The 12,214-nt window shown below is 51.0% G+C and carries 11 protein-coding genes and 1 tRNA gene; 10 read left to right on the plus strand and 2 right to left on the minus strand.

Annotated features, from left to right (window positions below; genetic code table 11):
- The first annotated feature begins 1 nt into the window (after nucleotide 1).
- On the plus strand, nucleotides 2–724 hold the full coding sequence (locus M3089_RS09795; protein ID WP_249083769.1) for a 16S rRNA (uracil(1498)-N(3))-methyltransferase: 723 nt from the start codon (nucleotides 2–4) through the stop codon (nucleotides 722–724).
- Between the two features lie 216 nt (nucleotides 725–940).
- The gene (locus tag M3089_RS09800) at nucleotides 941–1,576 is read left to right on the plus strand and encodes a DUF3256 family protein (RefSeq protein WP_249083770.1); all 636 of its coding nucleotides are present in this window, start codon (nucleotides 941–943) and stop codon (nucleotides 1,574–1,576) included.
- Nucleotides 1,577–1,712: 136 nt separating this feature from the next.
- Here the strand turns inward: M3089_RS09800 and M3089_RS09805 are convergent, their stop codons facing one another.
- Nucleotides 1,713–2,462 carry an RNA methyltransferase gene (locus tag M3089_RS09805; protein WP_249083771.1) on the minus strand — a complete coding sequence of 250 codons (750 nt, stop codon included), beginning with the start codon at nucleotides 2,460–2,462 and terminating at the stop codon, nucleotides 1,713–1,715.
- A gap of 86 nt (nucleotides 2,463–2,548) precedes the next feature.
- Here M3089_RS09805 and tamL point away from each other — a divergent pair, with 86 nt between their 5' ends.
- Entirely contained in the window at nucleotides 2,549–4,759 is a 2,211-nt protein-coding gene (gene tamL, locus M3089_RS09810) for a translocation and assembly module lipoprotein TamL (RefSeq protein WP_249083772.1), read from the plus strand.
- Here the strand turns inward: tamL and M3089_RS09815 are convergent.
- The gene (locus M3089_RS09815; RefSeq protein ID WP_205109707.1) at nucleotides 4,725–5,189 is read right to left on the minus strand and encodes a hypothetical protein; all 465 of its coding nucleotides are present in this window, start codon (nucleotides 5,187–5,189) and stop codon (nucleotides 4,725–4,727) included. The two genes, tamL and M3089_RS09815, sit on opposite strands and share 35 nt — an antisense overlap.
- 261 nt (nucleotides 5,190–5,450) lie before the next feature.
- Here M3089_RS09815 and M3089_RS09820 point away from each other — a divergent pair, with 261 nt between their 5' ends.
- From M3089_RS09820 to M3089_RS09850, 7 genes are all read left to right on the plus strand, one after another.
- A complete protein-coding gene (locus tag M3089_RS09820; RefSeq protein WP_249083773.1) occupies nucleotides 5,451–6,257 on the plus strand; it encodes an MBL fold metallo-hydrolase in 807 nt (268 codons plus the stop codon).
- 11 nt (nucleotides 6,258–6,268) lie between these two features.
- The gene (locus M3089_RS09825; protein WP_249083777.1) at nucleotides 6,269–7,588 is read left to right on the plus strand and encodes a DEAD/DEAH box helicase; all 1,320 of its coding nucleotides are present in this window, start codon (nucleotides 6,269–6,271) and stop codon (nucleotides 7,586–7,588) included.
- Between the two features lie 426 nt (nucleotides 7,589–8,014).
- Complete coding sequence (gene serC, locus M3089_RS09830) at nucleotides 8,015–9,082, plus strand: 3-phosphoserine/phosphohydroxythreonine transaminase (protein WP_205109713.1); 1,068 nt, start codon at nucleotides 8,015–8,017, stop codon at nucleotides 9,080–9,082.
- Between the two features lie 111 nt (nucleotides 9,083–9,193).
- Nucleotides 9,194–10,111, plus strand: a complete 918-nt coding sequence (locus M3089_RS09835) for a 3-phosphoglycerate dehydrogenase (RefSeq protein ID WP_205109715.1) — start codon at nucleotides 9,194–9,196, stop codon at nucleotides 10,109–10,111.
- 7 nt (nucleotides 10,112–10,118) lie between these two features.
- Nucleotides 10,119–11,366, plus strand: coding sequence for a DUF1015 domain-containing protein (locus tag M3089_RS09840; RefSeq protein WP_249083778.1), 1,248 nt, complete (start codon nucleotides 10,119–10,121; stop codon nucleotides 11,364–11,366).
- A complete protein-coding gene (locus M3089_RS09845; protein WP_249083780.1) occupies nucleotides 11,366–11,956 on the plus strand; it encodes an IMPACT family protein in 591 nt (196 codons plus the stop codon). The genes M3089_RS09840 and M3089_RS09845 overlap by 1 nt, the downstream gene beginning before the upstream one ends.
- Before the next feature lie 47 nt (nucleotides 11,957–12,003).
- A tRNA-Ser gene (locus M3089_RS09850) sits at nucleotides 12,004–12,091 on the plus strand.
- Nucleotides 12,092–12,214: the final 123 nt, after the last annotated feature.

The following is a 12,214-nucleotide window of genomic DNA, read 5'->3' on the forward strand; positions in this document are numbered from 1 at the left end:
TATGAAAGAGACAAGATATTTTTATGTGCCCGACGCTGCCTCTGCCACCGAGTTGCCGGCTGACGAGGCATCCCACGCCGTGCGCGTTTTGCGCATGAAGCCCGGCGACGAAATGGTGCTGATGGATGGGGTGGGCACTTTCTTCAAGGCAGAGGTGGCTGTGGCGTCGCCCCATCATTGTGTATACAGGGTGTTGGAAGAGATGCCTCAGCTCCCGCAATGGCATGGGCGTTACCACATAGCGATGGCCCCGACAAAACTGATGGACCGCACTGAATGGATGCTGGAGAAGGTGACGGAGATTGGGGTCGACGAGGTGTCGTTGCTAAACTGCGACAATTCGGAGCGCAGGGTGGCAAAGCCGGCCAGGCTCGAAAAGATTCTTGTGTCGGCCATGAAGCAGAGCCGCAAGGCATGGAAGCCGGTGTTGAACGACATGGCAGCGTTTCGCAAATTCGTTTCTGAGCCTCGTGGCGGCATGAAGTTCATAGCCCACTGCTACGAGGAGATTCCGCGCACTTACTTGTACGACGAGCTTTGCGGTCGCGATGTGTCGGAAGCTGTGACCGTGCTCATAGGGCCCGAGGGCGATTTCACTCCCGACGAGGTGCGCATGGCTGTCGATGCGGGATATGTTTCGGTGAATCTCGGACAGAGCCGTCTGCGCACAGAGACAGCCGCCATGGTGGCCGTGATGATGATGCATCTTTCTGCGGGCGAATGAGCGTTGCCGTTGAACAGCGTTGCCGCGGTCCGTTTTCGATGCAGGCAGAGTGGCCAACAACAGCCATACAAGCCGTTTGGGTCGGCAATACGGGCTGTTTGGCACTCCGATTCGGCCCATATTGAGACACGAAACGGGCCGTTTTGCAAGCTGTTGTAAATCAGCATGATGCGCCATCGCCCCGAAAACATTAATTGAAAATTAAGACATTAAGGTATGAAATACATTTTGGTTCTTGTTGCCATTGTGCTCTCCACTTTCGATGCAGCGGCACAACGACAGGACATGAGAGACGTCTTTAAGCATATGCCCGATTCCGTTTTGGGATATTTGTCGGAGAACAATCGTCTTGACATGATAGACTTCATCGATTCCAAGATGCAGGCAAAAGTAGAGAATGGCCTTGGTGGCACGTCGAGGCTCGACACAATAACCACCGACTACCTGAGATTGACGCTCACTCCGGCATCCACGGTCGAGATGCGCCTTTTGCCTTGCGCTCCAGGCAATGGCGGGGCCGACAGCACATTGGTGTGCCTCGTAGCCACCTACGGCGACAGCATCAGGGAGAGCGTGGTCAGTTATTATACCACCCGATGGAAAGCGGTGGATGGTTTGCCCGACCCGTTGCAATCAGATAAGGTAAATAATTGCTTATCAACAGATTCGCTCGTGTCGGATGGCTTTCCGGCCGTGTCGGCAAGTGTTTGCAAAGAGGCAGAATTGTCGCCCTCAAGCAACTCCATGACAATAAAAATGACCATCCCGGTGTTCCTCACAGACCGTAAGATTGAGGTAAAACCACTTGATAAGTCAATAACGCTTAATTGGGATGGAACATCATTTAAATAGTGTTAAGGCATGGGGAACCATTGAAGTAAACGTTTGTTTATGTTGAAAAAGATACTTATCTTTGCAATGTGTTTTTCATGGTATTAGATTATTAAGGTTATAGACGATTAGTTGTCGTGAGACAATTAATCGTTTTTTATTGCCTTCTCATGAACTCCGAACACGTTATGGCCGTTGCAATCGCAACGTTTAGGCTTTCTGCCGTGTCGGTTTTGCAGAAGTTGGGTATTAGCAGTTTTTCGCTGACACAGGTGCGTATGTCCTCGGAGATGCCGTTGCCTTCGTTCCCCATTACAATGAAACCATGCCTCCCGAGGCTTGCCTTGTATATGCTCTCGCCATCGAGCAGCGTGCCGTAGATGGGCACCCGGCCTGCATATTGCCTTAGCAGTGCGCCAAGGTCGGTGTAGATGATGTTCACCCGGGCCAGGCTTCCCATGGTAGCCTGCACAACTTTGGGATTGTAGGCGTCGGCTGTGGTTTGGCTGCAAACGATGTCGTCGATGCCAAACCAGTCGGCCAGCCTGATGATGGTGCCAAGGTTTCCAGGGTCTTGCACCCCGTCGAGAGCCAGCGTCAGCTTGTTTTCCGGGTCGAGCGCCCCGGTTCCCTTTTCCTCCGGAATGGGGAATAGCCCGATGACCTGTTGCGGGTGTTGCAGGAAACTGACCTTCGAGAGTTCCTCTTCGCTTATCCTGACTATGTTTGCCCTTGTCTGCGCCACTGGGCATACCCATTCGTCGGTGGCCAGTATCTTGTAGGGGGCAATCCGTTTCATCATGTCTCCCACTGCTTTGTGGCCTTCGGCAACAAACATGTTGTGGCGTTTGCGGTATTTCTTTTGTTCGAGCGAGCGTATGAGCTTAACCAAGTTCTTTTCCAACATAATTGTCAGCTTTACAAAAAATAAACAAATAATTTCAGCAAAGTTACGATAAATGTTTTAACTTTGCAACTCCAATCGTTTTTTTAATGCGCTGTAAGGTACACATATATTATATTCTTCTGTTTGCCGCTCTATGCTCATGCTCAGAGACAAAGTATGTCGCTGAAGGAAGTTATCTGCTTGACAAGGTTGAGGTAGAGGTCGACGGCAATCATGGCAGCATCGATATGGGCAAGATGAAGGCGCGAGTAAGGCAGAACGGAAACTCAAGATGGTTTTCCACTGTAAAGATACCTTTGGCTACATATTCGTTGTCCGGGCGCGACACCACAAAGTGGATAAACCGTGTGCTCAAGTCGATGGGCGAGCCGCCGGTCATTTTCGATTCGCTTCGCACGGCCCGTTCGGCTGCCGACCTAAAGGCGGAGCTCAACAACGAAGGCTACCTTGGCGCATCCGTTGAAGTGGCAACGAAGAAAAAACGCAAGAAGATAGACGTCACATACATATTGCACACCGGGCAGCCTTATTACATAAAGGGCATCAGGTATGTGGTCGAAGACCCCGTGGTGTCGCAATTGCTTTGTCTTGAAGACAGCGTTAACCAAGGCCTTAAGCCCGGCATGCAGTTTAGGGTCGAGAGCCTTGACAACGAAAGGAAGCGCATCACAGACATGCTTGTGGACAATGGCTTTTACAAGTTCAACAAGGATTACATCACTTATGAGGCTGATACAGTGGGCGGCGCCAACTCGATAGATCTCACGCTGGTGCTGCATCCCTATAGGGGGACGGCCGGAACAGACTCTTTGCACCCTCGGTATAAGGTGCGCAGTGTGAACTTTTACAGTGGCAACGCAGACGGTGAGCGCATACGCCTGCGCCAGTCGGTGCTGGAAAACAATACTTTCATACGCACAGGAGAATATTACTCAGCGGCAGACTTGCAGAAGACTTACGGGCATTTCGGGCGACTTCAGGCCGTGAAGTATACAAACATTGGGTTTCGCGAGAATGCAGACAGCCTGTTGCTCGATTGCGACATCCAGGTGAGCACCAACAAGCCGAGCACCATAAGCTTTCAGCCCGAAGGGACCAACACGGCGGGTGACTTGGGCGCCGCGGCCTCTTTGACTTACCAGAACCGAAATCTGTTCCGTGGCTCCGAGGTGTTGAGCGTTGAGTTGCGCGGGGCTTACGAAGCCATACGGGGCTTGGAGGGCTATGCCAACGAGAATTTCGAAGAGTATAGCGTTGAGACGCGCCTGCTGTTCCCGCGGTTCATAGCCCCCTTCCTGTCGGGAAACTTTACCCGCCGCACAACGGCCACGTCTGAAGTGTCATTCCTCTACGACCTGCAAAACCGGCCCGAATACCACCGCCGAGTCCTTTCCGTTGCGTGGCGGTACAAGTGGAGCGACGCCAACCACCACGACCGGTACCAGATTGACCTCATTGATCTCAACTATGTCTTCATGCCTTGGATATCAGACACGTTCCGGCGCGACTACCTCGAGGATGAAAGCAACAGGAACGCGATACTTAGGTATAACTATGAAGACCTGTTCATAATGCGCTTCGGGCTTGGGTATACATACAATAACGGGCTTTATGCCATTAAGGCTAACATAGAAAGCGCTGGCAATGTGCTGGGGCTGGGGGCTAAGGCCTTCGGGTTTTCTAAGAACGAACAGGGCCAATACAAGTTGTTCAACATCGCTTACGCACAATATGTAAAGGGCGATTTCGACTTCACCCGCAACATTCGGTTTGACTACAACAACTCGTTGGTGTGGCATTTTGGCTTTGGCATAGCCTATCCTTACGGCAACAGCACCATCCTTCCGTTTGAGAAGCGCTACTTTTCGGGTGGTGCCAATAGCGTGAGGGGGTGGAGTGTGCGAAGCCTGGGGCCGGGCCGGTTTGTCGGGCGCGACGGTAACATCGACTTCATCAACCAGACCGGTGACATGAAGATAGACATAAACATGGAGTACAGGGCCCATCTGTTCTGGAAACTGAATGGGGCTTTGTTCATTGACGCAGGCAATATATGGACTTTGCGCAACTATGACGACCAGCCGGGAGGGCAATTCAAGATAGACGAGTTTTGGAAGCAGATAGCTGTAAGCTATGGCTTGGGGTTGCGATTGAACTTTGATTACTTCATACTTCGCTTCGATTTTGGAATGAAAGCGATAAACCCAGCTTACGAGGGCAAGGATCATTATCCTATAGCCTATCCCAAGTTAAGCCGCGACCTCACCTTTCATTTCGCAGTGGGCCTGCCATTCTGATGAGGCATTTGCCTTCTTTGCATATAAAGTCAAGCCTGTAGTGTGCCTCGTCGACGGTGTGCCCGGGCTTTCCAATCGTATCGAGCACCAAGGCGTTGTTTACCTTTATAAGCGCAGTGCCGGTGGAGTCGCTATTGTTGAAGCTTATGTCGACGATGCTTACCGTTGCGTCAGACTCTTTGGATCGCATAGCCTCAATGTCGCTTTCTTGTATGTTAGATGCCACATAGCTAATCCACTTCCGGCTGTCGTCAGTGCAGTAGCTTGCCGCTCCCTTAAGGTCAAAGTTGAAATATGCCTCGGAGAACCCAAGCACATCGTGTTCAATCATTTCCTTTTCGTCTCCCGAGATACCGCTGCATGATAGCTGCAGCCCCGCAGCAATGGCCATCGCCACGACTGCCTTTGCCTTGTCAAAATATGAAGTCATAGTGCAAATATACGCATTTTTTATGGTTTATTTGACTGTAGGCGTCGAGAAAAACATCTTTAAGGGAAAGTTTGTAAATTAATTTGGCCATTACAGCGTTTTTGATTAATTTTGCATTTGATATGGCTGTGTCTCTGACTGTATGCTGTAAGCAATCGCACACTTGATTGTATGGCGATGGTTGCAAAGGCGTGAGGTGGGCAATACGGCGCAGTTTGTTTGATGACACATTCATGATAATCTGTATTAAATTGATTGGAAATGCTGAAATTCATATCCTTTGGTAGTGGTAGCAGTGGCAATTGCTATTATTTGTTTACCCCTACCGATGGCTTGGTTATTGACGTCGGGCTCGGGCTTCGCACCCTGAAGAAACATTTCAGGGAATATGGGCTTAGTCTTGCAAACATACATAATATAATTGTGACACACGACCATGCCGACCACATAAAGTCTGTCGGTGCCATGAGCATCGACCTTAAGGTGCCGGTGTATGCCACAAAGAAAGTGCATGAGGGCATAGAGCGCAACTATTGCGTGCAGAAGAAAGTGCCTCGCGGCATGGTGCGTTGCCTGGAGAAAGGCCAGACGGTCAAGATAGGCGAGTTTGAGGTAACCCCTTTCGAAGTGCCCCACGACAGCTTGGACAACGTTGGCTACCGTATCGTTTATGGCGACACCGTGTTTTGCATCATAACAGATGCAGGGCGTGTCACAGAAGAGATGAAAACCCAGATTGGCGATGCCAACTATATTGTGATGGAAGCCAATTATGACGACGACATGCTAATGGGTGGGCCATACCCTCAGTACTTGAAGCACAGGATATCGAGCGGCACCGGCCATCTGAGCAATGGCAACTGCGCATGTGCCCTTGCTGAAAATGCCACCGAGAAGTTGCGCGCCGTATGGCTTTGCCATCTGAGTGAGGAAAACAACCACCCGGAGCTGGCGCGGAAGACTGTGGAGACAGCTTTGAAGAACAGCCCGTGCCATGCGGCAGCCGAGGCCGAACTCGTGGTGCTGAAGCGAAAGACACCGACCGGGATTTACGAACTTGAACTGTAAAAGCATAGAATATGACTAATGAAATACAACAGATACTGGATAGGCTGGGGATGGCCCGGCTAAACCAGATGCAGCTTGACACCTACCGGGAGGTGACCGGTACCGATGCCGACGTGGTGGTAGTGTCGCCAACAGGTTCGGGAAAGACGCTTGCATACATGCTCCCGTTGGCCGGTATGATAGATGTGTCGTCCGACGCGGTGCAGGCTGTGGTCATAGTGCCCAACCGAGAGCTGGCGTTGCAGTCGGCTGAAGTAATGGGCCGTTTCGGCCTGCACATACGTACGGTGTGCTGCTATGGCGGCCGCCCGGCCATGGACGAGCACCGCGTCATAAGGCAGGTGGCGCCCCATGTGGTGTTTGGCACACCGGGACGTCTCAACGATCATTTTGACAAAGGCAACCTCTCGCCGTACACTGCGCGCTTCCTTGTGATTGACGAGTTTGACAAATGCCTTGAAATGGGCTTCCATAATGAGATGGCAAAGCTGCTAAAAAGGCTCTCGGGGGTGAGGAGGCGATTCCTGTTGTCGGCCACAGACGCCGACAGGATACCCGACTTCGTAAACGCGCGCCACGTGGCGAAGGTTGATTATTCCGAGGGAGGGATATCTTCGCGCGTAGAGCAGTATTGTCTCAAGAGCGCCGACAAGGACAAGTTGGAGGCCTTGGGCAACCTGCTGTGCACGATTGGGCGGCAGAGCAGCATGGTATTCCTGAATTACCGCGACAGCGTTGAGCGCGTGGCGTCTTATTTGCGCGGCCGGGGCTTTGGCGTGAGCGCGTTCCACGGAGGATTGGAACAGTCCGAGCGTGAGGCCGCCTTGTACAGGTTTGGCAATGGGAGTGCAAATGTGCTTGTGTCAACCGACTTGGCATCGAGAGGGTTGGACATTCCCGATGTCGACAATATCATACACTACCACATGCCGCTTACCAGGGAGTCGTACATACACAGGGTTGGCCGTACGGCCCGTTGGGATGCTACGGGAAAGTCTTTTTTCATTCTTTCGCCCGACGAGAGCTTGCCCGATTTTGTGGAAAAAGAGTGCTCACCTATTACGTTGCCCGAGCAAATGCCCGGCGTGCCACAGCCCAAGATGGAGACATTATATATAGGGAAAGGCAAGAAAGACAAGATAAGCAAGGGAGACATCGTCGGGTTCCTTTGCAAGAAAGGCGGATTGGACAGCAGCGCCATCGGTAGGATTGACGTCAAGGAGCGCTACTGCTATGTGGCCGTCAGCCGTGAAAAGGTGGGCCAAGTGCTCTCAATGGCCGGTGGAGAAAAGATTAAAGGCATCAAGACTATAGTCGAGGTGGTCAGGTAAGCCCCTGCCCGCAGCATGTTTTACCCAGGCCAGGCCGTGCGGTCTAGCCTGGGTTTGTTGTAATATATTATTACCATGCCGGCCTGTTGGCATAACAGCTTGTGCCACAATGCGTTGTGTTTCGGGTCATTTTATGCTGCCATACGGCCCGTTTCGTCTGCACGTTCGTGCCGTTTGGTCTATCAAAGTGGCCTGTTTGAGGATTTAAGGCCAGATTTTTGACATTGTGCATAAGCACGTTGTAAATATTAATTTTTGTATGCGCACACAGTCGCTACAGCAGGGTGAGAGGTTACAAAGACACTAATAAAAAGCTCGCAGTATGTTAATATTCTTCTGAAATAATTTTGCCGAATGAAATAAAAAGCGTATCTTCGCACACAGATAGAAATCAAAGTAGTCATTAACTAAAAAACTATCAGCAACATGAAGAAGTACAACTTTAATGCCGGTCCGTCAATACTTCCGAGGGAAGTTATTGAGAATACAGCTAAGCAATGTCTCGATTTCAACGGCTCTGGTCTGTCGCTCATGGAGATAAGCCATAGGGCAAAGGATTTCCAGCCTGTAGTAGACGAGGCTGTAGCACTTATCAAGGAGTTGCTCCAGATACCTGAGGGCTATTCCGTTTTGTTCTTGGGCGGTGGCGCTTCATTGGAGTTCTGCATGGTGCCTTACAACTTCCTCATTAAGAAAGCTGCCTACCTCAATACAGGCACTTGGTCGAAGAAGGCCATAAAAGAGGCGAAGCTTTTCGGTGAGGTGGTCGAGGTGGCCTCGTCGGCAGAGAGTAACTTTACCTACATTCCGAAAGGTTGGTCGTGTCCTACCGACGTTGACTATCTGCACGTGACTACGAACAACACTATCTTCGGCACCGAGATACGCACAGATCTCGATGTTCCGGTGCCGATGATAGCCGATATGTCTTCAGATATATTTAGCCGTCCGGTGGATGTAAGCAAGTATGACTGCATCTATGCCGGCGCACAGAAGAACCTGGCAATGGCCGGCGTGACACTTGTCATCGTTAAGGACGAGAAGTTGGGCCGCGCTCCGCGCCAGATACCTACAATGCTTGATTACCGTACACACGTTGAGAAGGGGTCGATGTTCAACACTCCGCCCGTGGTGCCGATATATTGCGCTCTCGAAACCCTGCGCTGGTTGAAGAACAACGGAGGCCTCGAGGCGATGGACAAGCTCGCACACGAGAGGGCAGAAATATTGTATGGCGAGATAGACAGGAACAAGCTGTTCCGCGGAACGGTTAAGGAGGAAGACCGCTCGCTTATGAACATCTGCTTCGTTATGAACGATGAGTATGCCGAACTCGAGAAGCCGTTCTTGGAGTATGCCATGTCAAAGGGCATGGTAGGCATCAAGGGCCACCGCAGTGTGGGCGGATTCCGTGCAAGCTGCTACAACGCACAGACCATAGAGGGCGTCAATGCGCTTGTGCAGTGCATGAAGGAGTTTGAGGCAAGCCATTGACTCACCGGCCCGATACGGGCAATATAAAATATGTGGAGTCGCGGCAGGACATGGCATGGGATATGTGACTGTTGCGGCTCCACTATAGTTTAATTTCAAAACACAAATGCTATGAAGGTACTGGTAGCAACAGAGAAGCCTTTTGCAGCTGAGGCAGTGAAAGGCATCAAGGAAGAAATTGAAAGTGCAGGCAACGAGTGTGTGTTGTTGGAAAAGTATGCTGACGTGTCTCAGCTGTTGGATGCTGTCAAGGATGCCGACGCTATGATTGTGCGCTCCGACAAGGTTACGCCGGCTGTAATCGATGCCGCCGGGAAATTGAAGATTGTGGTCAGGGCCGGTGCTGGTTATGATTCAATTGACACTGCATACGCTAAGCAAAAGAATATAGTGGTGGAGAACACTCCCGGACAGAACTCGAATGCTGTTGCGGAGCTTGTTTTTGGACTGTTGGTCTATGCAGTCCGCAATTTCTATAACGGGAAGTCGGGCACCGAATTGCTTGGCAAGAAGTTGGGAATACTGGCGTTTGGCAATGTCGGGCGCAACGTGGCGCGCATAGCCAAGGGCTTCGGCATGGACATTTATGCTTATGATGCCTATTGCCCCAAGTCTGCAATTGAAGACGCAGGCGTGAAGGCTGTTGACAGCCAGGAGGCGTTGTTTGAGCTGTGCGACATCGTTTCGCTCCATATCCCGGCTACGGCTGAGACAAAGGGCAGCATAAACCATGACCTTGTAGGCAAGATGAGGAAGGGGGGCATTGTGGTCAACACAGCCCGTAAGGAAGTGATCGACGAGGCCGGATTGCTGAAACTTATGGAAGAGCGCCCCGACTTGAAGTACATTACAGACATAAAGCCTGATGCAGATGCAGACTTTGCAAAGTTTGAGGGCCGCTATTTCAGCACGCCGAAAAAGATGGGTGCCCAGACAGCCGAGGCAAACACCAATGCCGGCATCGCTGCTGCACGCCAGATAAATGCATTCTTTGCGACAGGTGACACCCGTTTCCAGGTAAATAAATAGCAGGCTTATGGCAACGATAAAACCATTCAGGGGATTGCGCCCTCCCAAGGAACTTGTTGAGAAAGTAGAGTCGCGTCCGTATGATGTGCTCAATTCAGAAGAGGCTAGGGCAGAGGCCGGCGACAACGCAATGAGCCTTTACCACATTATTAAGCCCGAAATCGATTTTGAACCCGGCACGAGTGAATACGACCCTCGTGTTTACAGCAAGGCCACCGAGAACTTCGAGGCATTCCAACGCAACGGATGGCTTGTGCAGGACAAGGACGAGCACTATTACATTTATGCCCAGACTATGAACGGCAAGACCCAATACGGGCTTGTGGTCGGGGCTTATGTAGACGATTACCTCAACGGTGTGATAAAGAAACATGAGCTTACACGGCGTGACAAAGAGGAAGACCGGATGAAGCATGTGCGTGCGACAAACGCCAACATGGAGCCCGTGTTCTTTGCATACCCCGACAACGAGGTGCTCGACAATCTGATTAACCGATATGCTGCCACCGAGCCGGAGTATGATTTCATTGCTCCCATTGACGGCTTCCGCCATCAGTTCTGGGTAATTAGCGACCCTGCCGACATGCAAGCCATTACGGCGGAGTTTGCCAAGATGCCGTCGTTGTATATTGCCGACGGTCATCACAGGTCGGCAGCTGCGGCATTGGTCGGTGCAGAGAAAGCTCGCCAGAATCCCAACCACAGGGGCGATGAGGAGTACAATTACTTCATGGCTGTGTGCTTCCAGGCATCGCAGCTTACCATTCTTGACTATAACCGCGTGGTAAAAGACTTGAATGGGCTTACTGCAGATGAGTTCCTCAAGGCTTTGTCTGTAGATTTCGTAGTTGAAGACAAAGGCACCGACGCCTACCGTCCGTCTCGATTGCATGAGTTTTCGCTTTACCTTGACGGCCACTGGTTCAGTCTTGTGGCCAAGCCGGGTACGTTCGACGATGCCGACCCGATAGGGGTGCTCGACGTTGACATATCAAGCCGTCTCATACTCGACAAAATCCTTGGCATAAAGGATTTGAGAAGCGACAAGCGTATCGACTTTGTCGGTGGCCTGCGTGGCCTCGATGAGCTGAAACGCCGTGTAGACAGCGGTGAGATGCGGATAGCGTTGGCGTTGTATCCTGTGTCAATGAAGCAGATAATGGACATTGCCGACAGTGGAAAAATAATGCCCCCGAAAGCAACATGGTTTGAGCCAAAGCTTCGTTCGGGGCTGGTTGTACATAAATTGTCGTGATGATAGATGAGTATCTGACAATCGACGATGCGAAAATAGGCGAGGGATATTACTCCGAGAAGCGGAGTAAGTTCCTCGCTTTCGCCCATCATGTGTCCGACGTTGACGAGGTCAAAGGCATCATAGAGCAATATCGTAAAAAATATTTTGATGCCCGGCATGTTTGTTATGCCTATATGCTGGGTGCGGAGCGGCTGCAGTTCAGGGCCAATGACGACGGAGAGCCAAGCGGGACAGGCGGTAAGCCGATACTGGGCCAGATTAACAGCAATGAACTGACCGACGTTCTTGTTGTCGTCATCAGGTATTACGGAGGGGTGAACCTGGGAACCGGCGGACTGATAGTGGCATACCGCACGGCCGCCGCCGCCGCAATTGCAGATTCAACCATAGTTACCAGGCAGGTTGAAGAGCTGGTAAAATTCAGTTTCCCGTATGTGATGATGAACTCAGTCATGCGCATTGTAAAAGAGATGTCGCCAAGGATAATTTCCCAGACATACGACAACACTTGTGAGATGACATTTTCCATCCGCAATTCGGAGGCGGCGGTGCTTCGTGAAAAATTGGATAAATTATCCTTCGAATAATTTTGTCGTTTCAAGAAATAGTTGTATCTTTGCACTCGCAAAAATGAGGAAGGTTGGCAGAGTGATCGAATGCGCTGGACTCGAAATCCGGTATACCCTTTCCGGGTATCGGGGGTTTGAATCCCTCACCTTCCGCTTGGAGGATAAAAGGAAGCCTGACTAAAGGCTTCCTTTTTTGTTTTTTCACTGCAGGCAGGTTTCTATTATGATATTGAGTCGTTTTGTTGGCTCACTGGATAAATCCAGGGGGCTTTTTAG

It is taken from the genome of Marseilla massiliensis (assembly GCF_023336985.1).
Classification (GTDB): domain Bacteria; phylum Bacteroidota; class Bacteroidia; order Bacteroidales; family Bacteroidaceae; genus Prevotella; species Prevotella intestinigallinarum.